We start from the raw sequence: 22,064 nt of genomic DNA, 5'->3' as shown, positions 1-22,064 counted from the left end.
AGGAATTAAAAAATGGATATCAAATCAGAAGTTATTGAAATTATTGATGAATTGTTTATGGAAGATGTTTCTGGCATGATGGATGAGGATCTCTTTGATGCAGGTGTCTTGGATAGTATGGGAACAGTTGAATTAATCGTGGAAATCGAGAATCACTTTGATATTCGTGTCCCGGTTACAGAATTTGGTCGTGATGACTGGAATACGGCTAATAAAATCGTAGCCGGTATTGTGGAGCTACAAAATGCTTAAACGCCTGTGGCTGATTTTTGGGCCTGTTTTTATAGCGGGATTGTTGGTTCTTCTACTAATCTTTTTTTATCCAAGTACAAGAAGCCATAATCTGACGGAGGAGAAATACTCTGCGGCTTCTGTAAGTGCAGAGAGCTTTAAGGAGAGAAGCCAAAAAGTGAGAGCTCTTACAGACCCTGATATGCGTTTTGTCCCTTTCTTTGGATCAAGTGAATGGATACGATTCGACAATATGCATCCAGGAGTATTAGCTGAAAAGTACAATCGCTCCTACCGACCCTATTTTATGGGGCAGGCAGGTGCTGCTTCACTCAGTCAGTATTTTGGGATGCAACAAATTACGTCTGAACTTGAAAATAAACAAGCGGTATTTGTAATCTCTCCACAGTGGTTTACAAAAGAGGATCATGACCCGACTATTTTTCAAACCTATTTTAACAATGATCAGTTGACGGCCTTCTTGGAAAACCAATCTGGGGATGTGGCCACTCAGTATGCGGCTAATAGACTCTTGAAGCAGAACCCAAGCGTACCGATGAAGGGGATTGTTGAAAAGTTAGCTAAAAACGAGCAATTGTCGGACTTTGATCATTCAATCATCACAGCTTCTGCAGAGTTCAATGAAAAACAAGCTGCTCTTTTTGGCCAATTCTCGATTCGAGGTCGATTAAAGTATAAAGATCATATTGAAAAATATTTGAGCAGTCTCCCAGATCAATTTTCTTATGAAGAATTGGAAAATATCGCTCGAAAAGAGGGTGAAGAAAATACAACCAATAATGATTTGGGAATGGAGAACCATTTTTACAATACTCAGTTAAAGAAAGATTTGAAAAAATGGGAAGGGTATCAAAAAAATTACAACTTTCTCAAGTCATCTGAGTACAATGATTTGCAGCTAGTGCTCGATCAATTTGCCAAATCTAAGGTGAATGTACTCTTTGTCTTTCAACCTGTCAATAAAAAATGGATGGACTATACAGGCTTGAGTGAAGAAATGTATCAACAATCTGTTGAAAAGATCCGTTACCAGTTGGAAAGCCAAGGTTTCACCAATATTGCTGATTTCTCAAAAAATGGAGGAGATCCATACTTTGTTAAGGATACGATTCATATTGGTTGGTTAGGCTGGTTGGCCTTTGATAAGGTTGTAAATCCTTTTTTAAGCAATCCAACAACAGCTCCTAATTACCAAACAAATGACCGATTCTTTAGCCAGGATTGGGCTAATTACGACGGTAATATCAAAGATTTTCAATAAATAACCAAAGAGCCTGAACCTTAGTTTGGGCTTTTTGTAATCACAGACTTTTTGCCGAATGCGAGTATAGTAGTGGATTCCTCAATTGAGTAAAGTCCAGTAAAAGAATACATAGAAAATGAAAACATAAAAATTGTTTTCATCTTTTTTCTTGACTCTGTACTAGGATGTGATATACTTAACTAGTAAACAAATAGACTAAAAGTCCTGTAATAATGGAAAAACTATTCGAAGAAAGGGGCAAATCATGAGACAATTAGCAACGGAAATTGATCATTTTTTAAATGAAGTAATCTTGAAAGCTGAAAATCAGCATGAAATTTTGATTGGTCATTGCACGAGTGAAGTGGCTTTGACAAACACCCAGGAGCATATCCTCATGCTCTTATCAGAGGAATCATTGACCAATTCTGAGTTGGCACGTCGCCTTAATGTCAGTCAAGCGGCTGTTACCAAGGCTATTAAATCTTTGATTAAAGAGGGGATGCTGGAAACGTCTAAGGATCCTAAGGATGCTCGAGTGATTTTTTATCAATTGACAGACCTTGCTAGACCAATTGCTGAGGAGCACCATCATCACCATGAACATACCCTCTCGACGTATGAGCAAGTTGTCACTCAATTCTCAGCTAAGGAGCAACAAATTATCCAGCGGTTTTTAACTGCTTTAGTAGGAGAAATCAAGTAATGAGATACATCACAGTAGAGGATTTGTCCTTCTATTATGACAAGGAACCTGTGCTTGAGCACATCAATTACAGTGTTGATAGTGGGGAGTTTGTCACACTCACGGGAGAAAACGGAGCTGCCAAGACGACTCTAATCAAGGCCAGTCTAGGTATTTTACAACCAAGATTTGGTAAAGTTACCATTTCAAAGACCAACACTCGTGGGACAAAATTAAGAATTGCCTACCTTCCTCAACAGATTGCAAGTTTTAATGCAGGTTTTCCAAGTACCGTTTATGAATTTGTCAAATCAGGTCGTTATCCAAGAAAGGGCTGGTTCCGTCGTTTAAATGCTCACGATGAGGAACATATCAAGGCTAGTTTAAACTCGGTTGGCATGTGGGAACATCGGGATAAACGCATTGGTTCCCTCTCTGGTGGGCAAAAGCAAAGAGCAGTCATTGCACGTATGTTTGCGTCCGATCCAGATATCTTTATCTTGGATGAGCCGACGACAGGGATGGATGCAGGGACTAAGAATGAATTTTATGAGCTCATGCACCACAGCGCCCACCATCATGGCAAGGCTGTTTTGATGATTACTCATGACCCAGAAGAAGTCAAAGACTACGCAGATCGCAATATTCACCTTGTCCGAGACCAAGATTCACCATGGCGTTGCTTCAATGTCCATGAAAGTGACCAGGAGGTGGAGCATGCTTAATCTACTGTCTTATGATTTTATGCAGCGAGCCTTTTTGGCAGTTATTGCCATGAGTCTCTTTTCACCAGTTCTTGGGACTTTTCTCATCTTGCGCCGTCAAAGTCTTATGAGTGATACTCTCAGTCACGTCTCGCTTTCGGGTGTTGCCTTTGGTTTGGTTTTGGGGATTTCTCCGACCATCTCAACCATTGCCATTGTCTTGATTGCGGCGGTCTTTCTTGAATACTTGCGTACAGTTTATAAAAGCTTTATGGAGATTGGGACAGCTATCCTCATGTCTACAGGACTTGCAGTATCGCTCATTGTCATGAGTAAGGGGAAGAGCTCTAGCTCGATGAGTTTGGACCAATATCTGTTTGGTTCTATCGTGACTATTAGTCAAGAGCAGGTCATTGGGCTCTTTGTCATTGCAGCGGTTGTTTTAATCCTGACCTTCCTCTTTTTAAGGCCTATGTATATTCTAACTTTTGACGAGGATACAGCTTTTGTCGATGGTCTTCCAGTGCGTACTATGTCTATTCTCTTTAACATGGTAACTGGTGTGGCTATTGCCCTCATGATACCAGCAGCGGGAGCACTTTTGGTATCGACTATTATGGTTTTGCCAGCAAGTATTGCTTTGCGTCTAGGTAAAAACTTTAGTTCTGTGATGATTCTTGCTAGCGTCATTGGTTTTCTAGGCATGGTTGCGGGACTCTATATTTCCTATTATGCAGAGACGCCTCCTAGTGCAAGTATCACCATTATCTTTGTAGTTGTCTTTTTAGTAGTCAGCATCCTCAAACGTTTTATCAAATAGGAGAAGCACATGAAAAAACTAAGCCTACTTTTGGCAAGTCTTGTGACAGTATTCTTAGTCGCTTGTTCCAATCAAAAACAAGCAGACGGAAAATTAAATATCGTCACAACTTTCTACCCTGTCTACGAATTTACCAAGCAAGTAGCAGGGGATACAGCCAATGTCGAACTCTTAATCGGGGCTGGAACAGAGCCACATGACTATGAACCATCACCTAAGGCAGTCGCTAAAATCCAAGATGCTGATGCCTTTGTTTATGAAAATGAAAACATGGAGACTTGGGTTCCCAAGCTTTTAGAATCCCTAGATGCGAAAAAAGTAAAAACGATTAAAGCTACTGGAGATATGCTCCTTCTTCCGGGAAGTGAAGAAGAGGAAGACCATGATCACGGCGAAGAAGGTCATCATCACGAGTACGATCCTCATGTATGGTTGTCTCCTGCGCGTGCCATCAAGCTTGTAGAGCATATCCGAGATAGCCTTTCAGCTGACTATCCAGATAAGAAGGCGACTTTTGAGCAAAATGCAGCAGCTTATATCGAAAAGCTACAAGCTTTGGATAAGGCCTATACTGAAGGGCTTTCTAGTGCTAAGCAAAAGAGTTTTGTGACTCAACACGCGGCCTTCCGTTATCTAGCCTTGGATTACGGACTCAATCAAGTCTCTATCTCTGGACTTTCGCCAGATGCGGAGCCATCAGCAAGCCGTTTGGCAGAATTGACCGAGTACATCAAGAAAAACAAAATCTCTTATATTTATTTTGAAGAAAATGCCTCACAAGCCTTAGCAAATACCCTTTCAAAAGAAACAGGTGTGAAGCTAGATGTATTAAATCCTCTTGAAAGCTTGACCGAAGAGGACATGAAGTCAGGAGAAAACTATATCTCTGTCATGGAGAAAAATCTCAATGCCCTTAAGCAAACAACTGATCAGGCAGGAGCAGAGATTGAACCTGAAAAAGCAGAGGAAACTAAAACCGTTCAAAATGGCTACTTTGAGGATGCAGATGTTAAGGACCGTACCTTAAGTGACTACGCTGGCAACTGGCAGTCAGTCTATCCTTTCCTTGAAAATGGGACTCTTGATCAAGTATTTGACTACAAGGCTAAATTGACTGGCAAGATGACCAAGGATGAGTACAAAGCCTATTATCAAAAAGGTTACCAAACAGATGTAAGCAAGATTAACATTACAGATAACACGATGGAATTCATCCAAGGAGACAAAAGTAAGAAATATACTTACAAGTATGTCGGTAAGAAAATCTTGACTTATAAGAAAGGAAATCGTGGAGTCCGTTATCTCTTTGAAGCAACAGATGCGGACGCTGGACAGTTTAAGTATGTTCAGTTTAGCGACCACAATATTGCTCCGGTCAAGGCAGAGCATTTCCATATTTTCTTTGGAGGTACTAGCCAAGAAGCCCTCTTTGAAGAGATGGACAACTGGCCAACCTACTATCCAGATAACCTATCTGGTCAGGAAATTGCCCAAGAAATGTTGGCTCATTAAATCTAAAAAACCTTCCCGTACCGGGGAGTTTTTTTCTTGTTTTTATCACTCCTAAGCATCTGGATTGACATTGGTTGAGAAAGGTGTATAATTAATGTAACAAAAAAAGTTACAACAAAGAGAGGTTTTCTATGGTTTACGAATATAATAGTAAGATTCATTTGGCCGAGGTGGCTTTAAATGTCAAGGATTTAGAAAGTCAGACAGCCTTTTATCATCAGTTGCTCGGCTTGGAGATATTGAGTCAGTCGGAAGGAGAGGCGGTTTTGGGTGCTGGAGACAAAGCTCTTGTTAAACTAATCAAGACAGATGATACGAGGAATCCCAAACAGACTTACGGACTTTATCACATGGCTCTCCTTTTACCGAGTCGAGAGGACTTAGCCAATGTTTTTAAACACTTGTTAGATCTAAAGATTCCACTAGTAGGTGGAGCTGATCATGGCTATAGTGAAGCTATCTATCTAGAAGATTTAGAGGGCAATGGCATTGAACTCTACAGAGACAAGCCTGTGACCGAGTGGGATATTCGAGAGGACGGGCGAATTATTGGGGTGACAGAAGAGCTGTCTGCCCAAGACATCTATGAACTAGGCAAAGAACTGGATCCTTTTGTCATTGCAAGTGGCACTCGCATGGGCCATGTTCATCTATCTGTTAAGAATAGTCGAGAAGCGAGCTCTTTCTATCAAGAGTCTCTAGGTCTTGAGGATAAATTCACGATTCCACATGCCAGTTGGATAGCATCAGGGGATTATCATCATCATTTGGCCGTCAATGAATGGGGTGGTAAAAACTTAGCTCCTCGTGAGCATGGAATGACAGGTCTTGCCTACTATGCGGTTGAAGTTGAGAACAAGGAGGAATTATTAAAAGTATTTGCTCAATCTCAAACTAGCAAGGCCATAACTCAGTGGCTTTCGTCTGCAGAGTTTAGTGTGACCGACAAAGATGGCATTGTTACGCGAGTTAGAGTAGGGAATTAGAAAAGAGCGGTTCAATCTACCTTATCAGTAGGTTGAACCGCTCTTTTTTATTCTGGTTTTTCGATAATGAAAAATGGAGGTTATGACATTGATAGTGTTGTAAAAGATTCAAAAAGGGATAGAAGGAAGGGCAGGATTATGATACAATTATTTTATTATTAGGAGGATTATTACTGTGGAAAAAGTATTAGGGAATATTTTTGAAAAACGAAAGCAATTTTTGTCGTATGGTCTGGGGGCATATTTAATAGTCATTTTGCTTCATTTATTGCACTATGCACCACAAGACATTTTTCTAAGTCTAAATTCTGGACCTGTTTTTGACAAAATCTTGGTTTTTCTCATAGCAGCTATATTCATTGGGGTAGTGGAAATAAAATCATCCCTCAATATTCGTAGGATTAATATTCTTATATCTTGTCTAGTCTTATTTTTTGCTGTATATAAAAGTATTTCATTTTTCCTAGCGTTAGGGATACTACTTTTGGCATTGCTTCTCTTTGTCTTTTTTAAGCTCAAAGGTGAATCCTTGTCTTTCTTGTATTTGTTTACGATAGTAGGCGCGATTCCCCGTCTATTAACCTTAGTTGATTCCAATTTTAATGATGCAGCACTCGGTTTTCATGCCGTTGATTTAACGACTACTAGATTTTACACACTGATTTGGCCAATCATTTTAGCAGTGATTCTCTCTGCTGTACTGATTTTTCTTTTTGTACAATTGCCAGTAAAAGAATTTTTAGAAGAACATAAAAAGTTAGTATGGTTAGCGGTTCTGTCACTTAGTATTGCTTATGTTCTCTATCTTTGTGTCGTTGTGTATTATAAAGTCAAAACAATTGAGGTGAGCACCTTTGACATCGGTATCTTTTCTCAAATGTTTGAGCGTATGAATACAGATTGGACTCCAATTACGACATTGGAGAGAGACCGAGTACTTTCGCATTTTGCGGTACACGTGTCTCCAATCTTTTATCTAATGCTTCCGTTTTATAAATTATTCCCATATGTAGAAACGCTAGATATTTTACAGGTTTTAGTTGCTTTTTCTGCAATTATTCCTCTGAAACTATTGCTTCCTAAATTCAAACTATCTAAACTAACAAATATATTGATAGTAGCATGGTTTGTTTTATTCCCTGTTATAACAACCGCAGGCGGGACTCATCTCCATGAAAATTGTTTCCTAACCGCTTTGATCTTCTGGTTGTTTTATTTCATTGTTTCTGAGCGAAAACTGGGTATTATCGGTTCGACTTTGCTACTATTACTGGTAAAAGAAGATGCATTTATCTATGTGATTAGCATTGGAGCCTACTTCCTCTTACAAAAACGATTCATCTTATCAAAAACCACAAGACTGCGGATTTTGTTAGTAGATATTATTTTACCTATTGTTTATTTTATGTTTGCGATGTATCTCTTGAGTGTTTACGGCGAAGGAGGTATGGTCTCTCGTTTTGACACTTATCTACAGAATGGTGAGAGCGGACTATTCATGGTCTTGAAAAATCTCTTGACCCATCCAGAATATGTGATCAGTACAATTTTTACAGCTAAGCGATTAGGTTATCTGTTCCTAATGCTTGCTCCGCTTTGTTTCCTACCTCTTGTTCAACGAAATTGGGAAAATTATATATTAGCTCTACCGCTTGTTGTCATAAATTTATTGCCCAATTGGCCTTATCAATATGACATCGGTTTTCAATATAGTTATGGTAGTGCAGCCTTACTTTTTCTAATGGCTTTACTCTCGCTAGAAGAACTTCAAATCAACAAAATTTTGCAAGAAAAGTTTGTTGTTCTTACCGTTGTGGTAGGTATTGTTGTATCTGGAATGCTATTACACCAGTTGACGCATAAATGGAGCTTTAATATCGGCTATTATCATCAAAACAAACAAAATTTTGATGATATACGATACACCTTAGAGAGTCTGCCGGCTGAATCTTCAGTAGTCGCTGAACATCCGTACACATCAGTTCTCAGAAAACACCAAAAATTATATGATATTTTCTATCACAACGGTCAGAAAGTGGATTCGTCTATAGATTTTGTAGTTATTCCGAGAAAAAGTAAGGATACTAGCGAACTCTATGTTGAGCTGATTAAGCAATATGAAAGCTTAGGCTACAAGGAAAGCAGTTATTCTTCGAATGAAATTTTCATCTTAGAAAAACCACAGTAACTTCGGAACATGAAAACTCCCTTTTCAGAAAACAAACCACTTCTATACTAAAGTAAGAAAAAATGGTTCAAAGGTCTTGAAAAATCAGAGAAAATCAGGTATAATATGAGTAATCATTTGTCGTAGGTTTTGTCTGAAATATTGTCCAGACAAGGCTCACAGCAGTTAAATCTCCTGAAAAAAGTCGGATTTAACTGCTCTTTTTGTGCTTTTTTTCGGCATTTTTTGCATCTGTAACAGACATTTAAAGATTCTGAAAATTAGTCAAAGGGGATAAGTTGATAGGGGTTTTAGAACCATTTAACGATATTTATTTGCTTAGGTAACTAAGCTTGGAACTTTATTTACAAAGGAGAATCATCTTGGCAGGACATGACGTTCAATACGGGAAACATCGTACCCGTCGTAGTTTTTCAAGAATCAAAGAAGTTCTTGACTTACCAAATTTGATTGAAATTCAAACTGATTCATTCAAAGATTTCCTAGACCATGGTCTGAAGGAAGTGTTTGAAGATGTATTGCCAATTTCAAACTTCACAGACACAATGGAGTTGGAATTTGTTGGCTACGAAATCAAAGAACCTAAATATACGCTTGAAGAAGCTCGTATCCATGATGCTAGTTATTCAGCACCAATCTTTGTAACTTTCCGCTTGATTAACAAAGAGACTGGTGAAATCAAAACTCAAGAAGTTTTCTTTGGGGATTTCCCAATCATGACTGAGATGGGTACCTTCATCATCAACGGTGGTGAACGTATTATCGTATCGCAGTTGGTGCGTTCTCCAGGTGTTTACTTTAATGACAAGGTAGACAAGAACGGCAAAGTGGGCTACGGTTCAACTGTTATCCCTAACCGTGGAGCTTGGTTGGAACTTGAAAGTGACTCTAAAGACATCGCCTATACTCGTATCGACCGTACGCGTAAAATTCCATTTACGACCTTGGTTCGTGCACTTGGTTTCTCAGGTGATGATGAAATTTTTGATATCTTTGGTGACAGCGAATTGGTTCGCAACACTGTTGAAAAAGATATCCATAAAAACCCAATGGACTCTCGTACAGACGAAGCTTTGAAAGAAATTTATGAACGCCTTCGTCCAGGTGAACCCAAAACTGCTGAGAGTTCACGTACCTTGCTTGTAGCTCGTTTCTTCGACCCACGTCGTTATGACTTGGCTGCTGTAGGACGCTACAAGATTAACAAGAAACTAAATGTTAAAAATCGTTTACTCAACCAAACAATTGCTGAGCCACTGGTAGATCCAGAAACAGGCGAAATCTTGGTTGAAAAAGGTACTGTCATGACCCGCGATGTTATTGAAAGCATTGAAGGTCACTTGGATGGTGATTTGAACAAGATTGTCTACACTCCAAATGACTCAGCAGTATTGACAGAACCAGTCGTACTCCAAAAATTCAAGGTTGTAGCACCAACTGATCCAGATCGTGTTGTGACTATCATCGGTAATGCGAATCCAGATGATAAAGTTCGCACAATCACTCCAGCAGACATCCTTGCTGAAATGAGCTACTTCCTCAACTTGGCTGAAGGTATCGGTCGTGTCGATGATATTGACCACCTCGGAAACCGTCGTATCCGTGCCGTTGGTGAATTGCTTGCCAACCAAGTACGTCTTGGACTTTCACGTATGGAACGTAACGTTCGTGAACGTATGTCTGTTCAAGATAACGAAGTGTTAACACCTCAACAAATCATTAATATCCGTCCAGTAACTGCTGCAATCAAAGAATTCTTTGGTTCATCTCAATTGTCACAGTTCATGGATCAACACAACCCACTTTCTGAGTTGTCACACAAACGTCGTTTGTCTGCTTTAGGACCTGGTGGTTTGACACGTGACCGTGCTGGATATGAAGTGCGTGACGTGCACTACACTCACTATGGTCGTATGTGTCCGATTGAAACGCCTGAAGGACCAAACATCGGTTTGATCAACAACTTGTCTTCATATGGACACTTGAACAAGTATGGTTTCATTCAAACACCATACCGCAAGGTTGATCGTGTGACTGGTAAAGTAACCAACGAAATCGTTTGGTTGACTGCCGATGAAGAAGATGAGTACACAGTTGCTCAGGCTAACTCTAAATTGAACGCTGATGGCACTTTTGCAGAAAAAGTTGTCATGGGACGTCACCAAGGGGTTAACCAAGAATATCCAGCGTCAAGTGTTGATTACATGGACGTTTCTCCTAAACAGGTAGTTGCAGTTGCGACAGCATGTATTCCTTTCTTGGAAAACGATGACTCCAACCGTGCCCTCATGGGTGCCAACATGCAACGTCAGGCTGTGCCTTTGATTGATCCAAAAGCACCATTTGTTGGTACTGGTATGGAATATCAAGCAGCTCACGACTCTGGAGCGGCTGTTATCGCTCAATACGATGGTAAAGTTACCTATGCAGATGCAGATAAGGTAGAAGTTCGTCGTGAAGACGGTTCGCTTGATGTTTACCATATCCAAAAATTCCGTCGTTCAAACTCAGGTACTGCCTACAACCAACGCACCCTTGTAAAAGTTGGTGATGTCGTTGAAAAAGGTGACTTTATCGCTGATGGACCTTCTATGGAAAAAGGTGAAATGGCGCTTGGACAAAACCCAATCGTTGCCTACATGACATGGGAAGGTTACAACTTCGAGGATGCCGTTATCATGAGCGAACGCTTGGTCAAAGATGATGTCTACACATCTGTCCACCTTGAAGAATACGAATCAGAAACTCGCGATACAAAGCTTGGCCCTGAAGAAATCACTCGTGAAATTCCAAACGTTGGTGAAGATGCCCTTAAAGACCTTGACGAAATGGGGATTATCCGTATCGGTGCCGAGGTTAAAGAAGGGGACATCCTTGTAGGTAAAGTAACACCTAAGGGTGAAAAAGACCTTTCTGCTGAAGAACGTCTCTTGCACGCTATCTTCGGAGACAAATCTCGTGAAGTTCGTGATACTTCTCTTCGTGTACCACACGGTGCCGACGGTGTTGTTCGTGACGTTAAAATCTTTACACGTGCAAATGGTGATGAATTGCAATCTGGCGTTAATATGCTGGTTCGCGTATACATCGCACAAAAACGTAAGATTAAGGTCGGAGATAAGATGGCCGGACGTCACGGAAATAAAGGGGTTGTCTCTCGTATCGTTCCTGTAGAAGACATGCCTTACCTTCCGGATGGAACTCCAGTCGATATCATGTTGAATCCACTTGGGGTACCATCACGTATGAATATCGGTCAGGTTATGGAACTTCACCTTGGTATGGCAGCACGTACTCTTGGTATCCACATCGCAACACCAGTCTTTGACGGAGCAAGTTCAGAAGATCTTTGGGACACTGTCAAAGAAGCAGGTATGGATAGCGATGCTAAGACGATTCTATACGACGGCCGTACTGGTGAACCATTTGATAACCGTGTTTCTGTCGGAGTCATGTACATGATCAAACTCCACCACATGGTTGATGATAAATTGCACGCACGTTCAGTCGGACCATACTCAACCGTTACCCAACAACCGCTCGGTGGTAAAGCTCAGTTCGGTGGACAACGTTTCGGTGAGATGGAAGTTTGGGCTCTTGAAGCCTACGGTGCGTCAAATGTCCTTCAAGAAATCTTGACTTACAAGTCTGACGATATCAACGGACGTTTGAAAGCATATGAAGCTATTACTAAAGGAAAACCAATTCCAAAACCAGGTGTTCCAGAATCATTCCGAGTTCTTGTAAAAGAATTGCAATCTCTTGGTCTTGACATGCGTGTCCTTGACGAAGATGATCAAGAAGTGGAACTTCGTGACCTTGATGAAGGAATGGACGAAGATGTCATCCACGTAGATGACCTTGAAAAAGCCCGCGAAAGAGCAGCTCAAGAGGCTAAAGCAGCCTTTGAAGCAGAAGAAAATGCAAAAGCGGGAGCAACAGAAGAAGCTGCTGAACAAGAATAAGCAGTTCACTTATAATAGAAAGGGAAGAAATAGTGGTTGATGTAAATCGTTTTAAAAGTATGCAAATCACACTAGCTTCTCCAAGTAAAGTCCGTTCATGGTCTTATGGAGAAGTCAAAAAACCTGAAACAATCAATTACCGTACGTTGAAACCAGAACGTGAAGGACTCTTTGATGAAGTCATCTTTGGTCCTACAAAAGACTGGGAATGTGCTTGTGGTAAATACAAACGCATTCGTTACAGAGGGATTGTTTGTGACCGTTGTGGTGTTGAAGTAACGCGTACAAAAGTCCGTCGTGAACGTATGGGACACATCGAGTTGAAAGCTCCTGTATCTCATATCTGGTATTTCAAGGGGATTCCAAGCCGTATGGGCTTGACCCTTGATATGAGCCCTCGTGCCCTCGAGGAAGTTATCTACTTTGCTGCTTACGTGGTGATTGATCCAAAAGATACACCACTTGAACACAAATCTATCATGACAGAGCGTGAATACCGTGAACGCTTGCGTGAATATGGTCATGGTTCATTCGTTGCCAAAATGGGTGCCGAAGCAATCCAAGACCTTTTGAAACAAGTAGATCTTGAAAAAGAAATTGCTGAACTCAAAGAAGAGTTGAAAACAGCTACTGGACAAAAACGTGTGAAAGCTATCCGTCGTTTGGATGTTTTGGATGCTTTCCACAAGTCTGGAAACAAGCCTGAATGGATGATTCTCAACATCCTTCCAGTTATTCCACCAGATCTTCGTCCAATGTTGCAGTTGGATGGTGGCCGTTTTGCCTCATCTGACTTGAACGACCTTTACCGTCGTGTTATCAACCGTAACAATCGTTTGGCTCGTTTGCTTGAGTTGAACGCGCCAGGTATCATCGTTCAAAATGAGAAGCGTATGCTTCAAGAAGCGGTTGACGCTTTGATTGACAATGGTCGTCGTGGTCGTCCAATCACAGGACCAGGTAGCCGTCCACTTAAATCATTGAGCCATATGCTCAAAGGTAAACAAGGGCGCTTCCGTCAAAACTTGCTCGGTAAACGTGTTGACTTCTCAGGACGTTCCGTTATCGCCGTTGGTCCAACTTTGAAGATGTACCAATGTGGTGTGCCACGTGAAATGGCTATCGAGCTCTTTAAACCATTCGTCATGCGTGAAATTGTAGCTCGCGATATCGTGCAAAACGTTAAAGCGGCTAAACGTTTGGTAGAACGGGGAGATGAACGTATCTGGGATATCCTCGAAGAAGTGATTAAAGAACACCCAGTGCTTTTGAACCGCGCACCTACCCTTCACCGTTTGGGTATCCAAGCCTTTGAACCAGTCTTGATTGATGGTAAGGCTCTTCGCTTGCACCCACTTGTCTGTGAAGCATACAATGCCGACTTTGACGGTGACCAAATGGCCATCCACGTACCGCTTTCAGAAGAAGCCCAAGCAGAAGCTCGTATCTTGATGCTTGCTGCTGAGCATATCTTGAATCCGAAAGATGGTAAACCAGTTGTTACTCCATCTCAGGACATGGTATTGGGTAACTACTACTTGACCATGGAAGAAGCTGGCCGTGAAGGTGAAGGAATGGTCTTCAAAGACCGTGACGAAGCTGTTATGGCTTACCGTAATGGTTATGTTCACCTCCACTCACGTGTTGGTATCGCAACAGATAGTCTCAACAAACCTTGGACAGAAGATCAAAAACACAAAATCTTGCTTACAACTGTAGGTAAAATTCTCTTCAACGATATCATGCCAGAAGGTTTGCCATACTTGCAAGAACCAACAAACACAAACTTGACAGAAGGTGTTCCGGCTAAGTACTTCTTGCCACTAGGTGGAAATATCAAGGAAGCTATTGAAGGACTTGAACTTAACCCGCCATTCAAGAAGAAAAACCTTGGAAATATCATTGCTGAAATCTTCAAACGTTTCCGTACGACAGAAACATCTGCCCTACTTGACCGTATGAAGAACCTCGGTTACCACCATTCAACTCTTGCAGGTTTGACAGTAGGTATCGCCGATATTCCAGTTGTTGAAGACAAGGCTGAAATCATCGAAGAATCACACAAACGTGTAGAACAAATCACCAAACAATTCCGTCGTGGTATGATCACAGATGACGAACGCTACAATGCTGTTACAGCTGAATGGCGTGCTGCCCGTGAAAAACTCGAGAAACGTTTGGTTGCCAACCAAGATCCTAAGAACCCTATCGTTATGATGATGGACTCTGGAGCCCGTGGTAACATCTCAAACTTCTCACAGCTTGCCGGTATGCGTGGTCTGATGGCTGCTCCGAACGGACGTATCATGGAATTGCCAATCCTTTCAAACTTCCGCGAAGGTTTGTCAGTACTCGAAATGTTCTTCTCAACTCACGGTGCCCGTAAAGGTATGACCGATACGGCCCTTAAGACAGCCGACTCAGGTTACTTGACTCGTCGTTTGGTTGACGTTGCCCAAGATGTTATCATCCGTGAGGACGACTGTGGAACTGACCGTGGTCTCTTGATCCGTTCTATCACAGAAGGTAAAGAGATGATTGAGTCTCTCGAAGAACGTCTCAATGGTCGTTACACTAAGAAAACTGTTAAACATCCAGAAACTGGTGCGGTTATCATCGGTCCAAATGAATTGATTACAGAAGATAAAGCACGTGAAATTGTAAATGCCGGTGTTGAAGAAGTAACAATCCGTTCCGTATTTACATGTAACACTCGTCATGGTGTCTGCCGTCACTGTTATGGTATCAACTTGGCGACTGGTGATGCGGTTGAAGTCGGTGAAGCAGTTGGTACAATTGCTGCCCAATCTATCGGGGAACCTGGTACACAGCTTACAATGCGTACCTTCCACACGGGTGGGGTTGCCTCAAATACCGATATCACTCAGGGTCTTCCTCGTGTCCAAGAAATCTTTGAAGCCCGCAATCCTAAAGGGGAAGCGGTCATCACTGAAGTCAAGGGTGAGGTTACAGCTATCGAAGAAGATGCTTCAACTCGTACCAAGAAAGTCTTCGTTAAGGGTGAAACTGGAGAAGGCGAATACGTGGTACCATTTACAGCCCGTATGCGTGTCCAAGTTGGCGATCAAGTCTCTCGTGGTGCAGCATTGACAGAAGGTTCTATCCAACCAAAACGTCTCCTTGCTGTACGTGATGTCTTGTCAGTTGAGACTTACCTCCTCGGTGAAGTACAAAAAGTTTACCGTAGCCAAGGGGTAGAAATTGGTGACAAACACATCGAGGTAATGGTTCGTCAAATGATCCGTAAAGTTCGTGTCATGGATCCAGGTGATACAGACCTTCTCATGGGTACTCTCATGGATATCAACGACTTTACAGATGCCAACAAGGATGTCCTTATCTCAGGTGGAGTTCCAGCGACTGGTCGACCAGTCCTTATGGGAATTACCAAAGCCTCACTTGAAACAAATAGTTTCTTGTCAGCTGCTTCCTTCCAGGAAACAACTCGTGTCCTTACAGATGCGGCTATCCGTGGTAAGAAAGACCATCTCCTTGGTCTCAAGGAAAATGTTATCATCGGTAAGATCATCCCAGCTGGTACTGGTATGGCTCGCTACCGTAACCTTGAACCACAAGCAGTCAACGAAGAATCCCTCCTTGCAGATTTACAAGAAGAGCAAGTAGCTGTCCAAGTCGAGACTGTTGAAACAAGTGAATAAACCTATTTATCCAAAAGAGGGGCAATTCCCTCTTTTGGTGTGTATAGGAAATGAAAGCGTAATGCATATTTTCTTGAAATAATAGTAAAAAAATGGAATAAATGTATATTGATTTCAACTTTCAAAACAATGAGCATAATGCTTTGATTTTAAGTTTAATAATGCTAAAATAAGACGTTGCATGTTTGGGATTTTGTAAAAAACAATGCATAAATTATAACAATATATACACTCCCGAAAGGGTATTGGAGGTAAAACATGAAAAATGATCTGTTTAACGATCGAATTAGTCGATTCTCGATTCGTAAACTTCATGTAGGAGTTTGTTCGGTCTTACTCGGAACGTTGGTAATGCTCGGAACTGCCACGGGTGTCGGAGCTGATGAAGTAACTGAAGAAAAACAAGCTGATGGAGTTGCAGCTACAACAGAAGTTAACAAGGCAGAAACTCCTCAAACTACAGAAGCAGCACCTGCTAAAGAAGTAACTTACCAAGCAGAAGCAGCGCCTGCAGTTTCTACTGAAGCAAAACCTGAGCTAAATAGCGAAAAATTGGCAGCTTACGTTGCTGAAATTGAAGCAAACGTGGCAAACGGCAAATACAGCAACAAGACAGACGAGAGCGTTGAAGTTCTTAAGGTAGGTCTTGCTAATGCTAAAAATGCACTTACATCTGCTACAAGTCAAGCTGAATTGGATGCAGCTTACCAATCACTTGTAACAATTGTCAATTCTAAGCTTAAAAACAAAGAAAAAGCTGTAGCCGAAACAGAAGTAGCAGCTACTGAAAAGACAGAAGCTACTACAGGGAAACCTGCAGAAAACACAAAACCAGCTGAAGGTACAAACGCAATCGCAAATACAGGGAAAAACGACCCTCGTAATGGAAAAGAGATTGATAAAAACACAGCCTTCCGTGCAGATACTGCAACAGCTACTGGAATTGGTGCAGACGTTGTAGACGCAACTTCAACTCCAAAAGAAGCAAAACCAGGCTTTACAACAAATGTAAAAGCCGCAGACCTTGCTAGTCAAATCTCTTGGTTAGACTTTGGAGAAACAGCTAACTGGACAGGGACAACGACAACGTCAGACGGCAAACTTGCCCTCCAAGTTGGTGCTACCTATACTAAGGAAATCATGCCTGGCTATGTAGTAACTATCAAAGTCAAGTCTTTGAAACCCTTCCAAGCGACTGAAATCTATAAAAAACGGATGGAAGAACGTGGAGCTACAGAAGCAGAAAAAGCAACCTATGATCCTAATGCTAAAAATGGTTATGTGAGTGGGACTAGTGACCAAAAATCACTTGCAGAATTGAATGCTGGTCATGAAGCCAAGGTTATTGCCGAGCCTCAAAACCGTTGGACTGAGATTAGAACAGAAGGAATTAATACTGGAACAAAGAGTACAACTATTAGTTCAGAATTAAATGGTGGGAATATTGGGGTTCAATTTGAAGTCTCCGCTACCTTCCGAGGAAAAACTGTCAAACCTGCTGTAGTCATGGCAGATGGTGAGTCAGCTAACCCTGGTGAATTGGTTATGTTCACCACCAATGGAGAAGGATGGAAACATATTGGGGAATGGAAAAAATCGACTAGAAGATATAATGTAACCTATATTCCACAAAATACAGACAATTTATTTGGTTCAAACCCTACCACCAATATAGACGGTATTAATTTCGCTAGTACTAACCTTAATCAACTTCGTAATAGTACTCAAGTCGGACCAGACAAAAAACCGGTTGCCTGGAAGTACTTTGGAAGTGCTGATTTAATAACTGGAGGTCTCGGTACAGGTGTCTTCGGTCCAAATATTTCTGCAAATGATGTTGATGTTCCTCTTGTTATGACAAAGGGAGCTTCTGAAATCGGTCTTTACATTGCTTCAGGTGGTAAACAATCTGCTATGATGGGATTCTTCCCACTTGATGAAGGAGATGCGCCTGAATCATACGGTAAGGCGATTCATTCGATCGCAACTGTAGATGGAATTACTGGTAAGAAAGTGAACCAACCTTATCTCGGCCACTTGAGTCCTGATATGGATGAAAACAATGCTCTTGATTGGACCGGTGACGATAAAGCAACAACGGCTGATGAAGGAATCGACCAATTGCTTCCGAATGACCTCAAAGGAAAAACCAATGAGTTGATCAAGATGGATCGTACCAAACCAGGGAATTATACGATTACTGTTGAAGCTCACACAGATGGGGCTCCACAAGCCAATATTTATGGTTGGGTTGACTTTAACCAAAACGGTACCTTTGATGAAGACGAACGCTCTGATTTAGCAACCATTACTAAGGATGGAGCCGTTACCCTAAGATTCACCAAGAGCAAAACCTATATCGATCCTAGTGTCAACGAACTAGGAGTACGGTTACGAATTGCTAAGGATGCTGCTCAAATTGAGAGCCCGACAGGAATGGCCTTTTCAGGGGAGGTTGAGGACTTTAAGACTCAAATCACTCACCCACCAAAAGGAGAAGTCAAAGAAACAACTGGTCCTCAAGGTGCCAAACAAACAGCAACCGTTGCCTTTACTGCTCGAGGTTTGCAAGGCTATAGCCTAACTGAGTCAGCAAAAATTGATGAAACAGTAGCTCCACAAATGATCGATAACCGTACAGGTCAAGTCGTAACACCTGGCGCAGATGGCTACTATGCTGTAGCTGGTCAAGGGAAATATAAGATCACTCCAAACGGAACTTCTGTTGATGTGGAGTTCATCCCAGAAGATAAATTCCTAGGCACCGCTGATGGAATCTCTATCCGTCGTACAGATAGCAATGGCTATGACACAGGTTGGTCAACTAAATTCCCTGATAAGGAAGCAAACGTTGATACAGTATTAAATACAATGGATGGGCTTTACATCCCAACAGTTACTCCAAGTGATATTGAAGGGGTTGATAAGACTTCAACGGATGTCCAAGGCGCAACTCAAACAGGTACACCAACCTTTAATACAACTCTTACAAATGCAAATGGTGAAAAGATTGCGATCACACCAAGTTTGGTATATCCTGCTAAATTGGTTGACCCAGCAACTGGACAAGTCACCAACGCAACTTCTGTAACAGTAGCGGGAGAAGGAACATACTCAATCAATGATGCTACAGGAGAAGTTACCTTTGTTCCAGAACCAGGATTTACTGGTACTGCAAAAGGTGTTACTGTGTCATTGACTGCACCTGTCGGAAGAGATAAAGATGGAACAGTTCGTGATGAATACCTCAAGACTGCTACGGCTAAGTACACACCAACTGTAACTCCAATTACGATCACACCAACAGATAAAGTATCTGAGGACGTCCAAAACGTTCCACAAACTCAAACTCCTACATTTGAGTTGAGCAACGATAAGACTGCGAAAATCACAAGTAAGAAATTGGTAGACCCAGCAACTGGTCAACCTACTGATGAAACAACAGTGACAGTTCCAGGAGAAGGAACATACACTATCGATCCTACTACAGGAGCAGTAACCTTCACTCCAGAACCAGACTTTGTCGGAACAGCTAAAGGTGTTAAGGTTCAAGCAACTGCAACAATCACAAATGCTAAAGGTGAAACTTCAACCATCACTGCTGAAGCAAGCTACACACCAACGGTTGTGCCAGCAGTTCCAACTGCAAGCCCTGCAACTTCAAAAGATATCCAAGGTGCGACTCAAACCGGTACACCAACCTTTGCAGGAACAACTGTTCAAGTAAATGGTGAAGATAAAGAAATCACTATTAAAGATAACAGCTATACACTTTTGGATAAAGATGGTAACGAAGTTACAACTACAACAGCTTATGCTGAAGATGGAACAACACCAATCGGTACATTCACAATCGACCCAGCAACTGGTACTGTAACCTTCACACCAACTGATAAGTCTTACACAGGTAAAGTAACGCCTGTTAAGGTTCAAGCTGAAAGCTCAAACGGAATCAAGGTTGATACAACTTACACACCTGAGATTGTTCCAGTAACACCAACTGCAACACCAGCTGAAACAACAGACATCCAAGGCGCAACTCAAAAAGGTAAGCCTGAATTCAAGGGTGGAACTGTTACAGTTGATGGAGTAGAAAAAACTGTTCCAATCAACGAAGATGTTCCAGCAACATTTGAAGATGGATCTACAACTAAGACTGTTGAAGGTGTTGGTACTTACACAGTGGCACCTGACGGCACTGTTACATTTGTACCAGAAAAATCATTTGTTGGTAAAGCTCCATCAGTTACAGTTGTTCGTGAAGATATGAACGGAACAAAAGCTTCTGCAACATACACACCAACAGTAACCCCAGTAACACCAACAGCTGAAGATGCTACTTCAACTGATAAACAAGGTCAAACACAATCAGGTAAACCAACCTTTACACCAGGTAACTCAAATGTACCAATGGATGATGATGTTCCAGCAACATTTGAAGATGGTTCAACAACTAAGACTATCCCAGGTGAAGGAACTTACACAGTAGCACCAGACGGAACAGTTACATTCGTACCAGAAAAATCATTCACAGGAACAGGAACAGGCGTGACTGTTAAACGTGTAGATAAGAACGGTACCCCAGTAACAGCTAAGTACACACCAACTGTAACTCCAGTAACACCAACTGCAACTCCAGCTGAATCAGTTGCACCTCAAGGTGTGGTTCAAACTGGTACTGTTACCTTCACAGAAGGTGACCCAGTTGCACCAATCGACAAGGATACCATTACTCTTCTTGACGAAAATGGCAAACCAGCTACATCAGTAGTTGCTAAATCACCAGAAGGTAAAGAAATCGGTACTTTCACAGTTGATAAGGAAACAGGTGTTGTAACATTCACACCAACTGACAAGTCATACTCAGGTGATGTTGTTCCAGTTAAGGTTCAAGCTAAAGATGCTAACGGTACTGCTGTAGAAACAACTTACACACCTAAGATTACTCCAGTAGTTCCAACAGGTGAAGATGTTACATCCACAGATATCCAAGGTAAGACACAAACAGGTAAACCTAAGTTTACAGAAGGTAATCCAAGTGTACCAATGGATGACGATGTTCCAGCAACATTTGAAGATGGTTCAACAACTAAGACTATCCCAGGTGAAGGAACCTACACAGTAGCACCAGACGGAACAGTTACATTTGTACCAGAAAAATCATTCACAGGAACAGGAACAGGCGTGACTGTTAAACGTGTAGATAAGAACGGTACCCCAGTAACAGCTAAGTACACACCAACTGTGACTCCAGTAACACCAACAGGTGAAGATGTTACTTCAACTGACAAACAAGGTCAAACACAAACAGGTAAACCAACCTTTACACCAGGTAACTCAAATGTACCAATGAATGATGATGTTCCAGCTACATTTGACGATGGTTCAACAACTAAGACTATTCCAGGTGTTGGTACCTACACAGTAGCACCAGACGGAACAGTAACCTTCAAACCAGAACCTGAATTTACAGGAACAGCTCCATCTGTTACAGTTGTTCGTGAAGATATGAACGGAACAAAAGCTTCTGCAACATACACACCAACAGTAACACCAGTTACTACATTTGTAGACAAAGATGGCAAACCTATCCCAGGTTACCCAACAGCAGACGGTGAACAACCAAAAGCTGAAATTCCAGGATACCGCTTCGTTGAAACTAAGAAATTGCCAAACGGCGATACAGTACATGTCTACGAAAAGATTACAACTACTCATGTTGACGAAAATGGAAACCCAATTCCAGGATATCCAACAGAGGATGGAGAACAACCTAAGAAAGATATTCCAGGATATGAGTTTGTGAAGACAGTTGTGGATGCTAACGGAAATATCCAACATATCTACAAGAAAGTTGTAACTCCAGAACAACCAGAAGCTCCAGTTAAACCAGCTCCAGCTAAAGAAAATGCTCCTCAATTGCCAAACACAGGTACTAAGGATAACGCTAGCCTTGCTGCTCTTGGTTTAGTAGGTGTCTTGAGTGGATTTGGACTTATTGCTCGTAAAAAGAAAGAAGACTAATCAAC

General features: G+C 41.6%; 11 protein-coding genes. All 11 read left to right on the top strand.

Annotated features, from left to right (window positions below; genetic code table 11):
- Positions 1-12 precede the first annotated feature (12 nt).
- The 11 genes from dltC (at position 13) to KJR31_RS08310 (ending at position 22,059) form a co-directional block, all read left to right on the top strand.
- Positions 13-252 (top strand): D-alanine--poly(phosphoribitol) ligase subunit DltC, encoded by a 240-nt coding sequence (gene dltC / locus KJR31_RS08360; protein ID WP_214262905.1) that lies wholly within the window; start codon positions 13-15, stop codon positions 250-252.
- A complete protein-coding gene (gene dltD / locus KJR31_RS08355) occupies positions 245-1,513 on the top strand; it encodes a D-alanyl-lipoteichoic acid biosynthesis protein DltD (RefSeq protein WP_214262904.1) in 1,269 nt (422 codons plus the stop codon). The genes dltC and dltD overlap by 8 nt, the downstream gene beginning before the upstream one ends.
- 247 nt (positions 1,514-1,760) lie before the next feature.
- Positions 1,761-2,201 (top strand): zinc-dependent transcriptional regulator AdcR, encoded by a 441-nt coding sequence (gene adcR, locus KJR31_RS08350; protein ID WP_214262903.1) that lies wholly within the window; start codon positions 1,761-1,763, stop codon positions 2,199-2,201.
- Positions 2,201-2,905 (top strand): metal ABC transporter ATP-binding protein, encoded by a 705-nt coding sequence (locus tag KJR31_RS08345; RefSeq protein WP_214262902.1) that lies wholly within the window; start codon positions 2,201-2,203, stop codon positions 2,903-2,905. The genes adcR and KJR31_RS08345 overlap by 1 nt, the downstream gene beginning before the upstream one ends.
- Positions 2,898-3,704, top strand: coding sequence for a metal ABC transporter permease (locus KJR31_RS08340; RefSeq protein ID WP_214262901.1), 807 nt, complete (start codon positions 2,898-2,900; stop codon positions 3,702-3,704). Before KJR31_RS08345 ends, KJR31_RS08340 begins: the two co-directional genes overlap by 8 nt.
- 9 nt (positions 3,705-3,713) lie before the next feature.
- Positions 3,714-5,216, top strand: coding sequence for a zinc ABC transporter substrate-binding protein AdcA (locus tag KJR31_RS08335; protein ID WP_214262900.1), 1,503 nt, complete (start codon positions 3,714-3,716; stop codon positions 5,214-5,216).
- A gap of 131 nt (positions 5,217-5,347) precedes the next feature.
- A complete protein-coding gene (locus KJR31_RS08330; protein ID WP_214262899.1) occupies positions 5,348-6,202 on the top strand; it encodes a VOC family protein in 855 nt (284 codons plus the stop codon).
- Positions 6,203-6,377: 175 nt separating this feature from the next.
- Positions 6,378-8,390, top strand: a complete 2,013-nt coding sequence (locus KJR31_RS08325; RefSeq protein ID WP_214262898.1) for a DUF2079 domain-containing protein — start codon at positions 6,378-6,380, stop codon at positions 8,388-8,390.
- Between the two features lie 362 nt (positions 8,391-8,752).
- Entirely contained in the window at positions 8,753-12,355 is a 3,603-nt protein-coding gene (locus KJR31_RS08320) for a DNA-directed RNA polymerase subunit beta (RefSeq protein ID WP_214262897.1), read from the top strand.
- A 32-nt stretch (positions 12,356-12,387) separates the two neighbouring features.
- Positions 12,388-16,035, top strand: a complete 3,648-nt coding sequence (gene rpoC / locus KJR31_RS08315; protein WP_214262896.1) for a DNA-directed RNA polymerase subunit beta' — start codon at positions 12,388-12,390, stop codon at positions 16,033-16,035.
- A gap of 258 nt (positions 16,036-16,293) precedes the next feature.
- The gene (locus KJR31_RS08310) at positions 16,294-22,059 is read left to right on the top strand and encodes a CshA/CshB family fibrillar adhesin-related protein (RefSeq protein ID WP_214262895.1); all 5,766 of its coding nucleotides are present in this window, start codon (positions 16,294-16,296) and stop codon (positions 22,057-22,059) included.
- Positions 22,060-22,064: the final 5 nt, after the last annotated feature.

The sequence above is a fragment of the Streptococcus infantis genome, from assembly GCF_018499575.1.
Taxonomy (GTDB): Bacteria; Bacillota; Bacilli; order Lactobacillales; family Streptococcaceae; genus Streptococcus; species Streptococcus infantis_K.
Note: the sequence above shows the minus strand (reverse complement) of the source record. Positions and strands in the feature narration are given on the sequence as shown.

What these genes read in the sequence shown, in the direction of transcription:
- dltC (WP_214262905.1), top strand. Translation starts at nt 13, where the DNA reads ATGGATATCAAATCAGAAGTTATTGAAATTATTGATGAATTGTTTATG.
- dltD (WP_214262904.1), top strand. Translation starts at nt 245, where the DNA reads ATGCTTAAACGCCTGTGGCTGATTTTTGGGCCTGTTTTTATAGCGGGA.
- KJR31_RS08330 (WP_214262899.1), top strand. Translation starts at nt 5,348, where the DNA reads ATGGTTTACGAATATAATAGTAAGATTCATTTGGCCGAGGTGGCTTTA.
- adcR (WP_214262903.1), top strand. Translation starts at nt 1,761, where the DNA reads ATGAGACAATTAGCAACGGAAATTGATCATTTTTTAAATGAAGTAATC.
- KJR31_RS08335 (WP_214262900.1), top strand. Translation starts at nt 3,714, where the DNA reads ATGAAAAAACTAAGCCTACTTTTGGCAAGTCTTGTGACAGTATTCTTA.
- KJR31_RS08340 (WP_214262901.1), top strand. Translation starts at nt 2,898, where the DNA reads ATGCTTAATCTACTGTCTTATGATTTTATGCAGCGAGCCTTTTTGGCA.
- KJR31_RS08310 (WP_214262895.1), top strand. Translation starts at nt 16,294, where the DNA reads ATGAAAAATGATCTGTTTAACGATCGAATTAGTCGATTCTCGATTCGT.
- KJR31_RS08345 (WP_214262902.1), top strand. Translation starts at nt 2,201, where the DNA reads ATGAGATACATCACAGTAGAGGATTTGTCCTTCTATTATGACAAGGAA.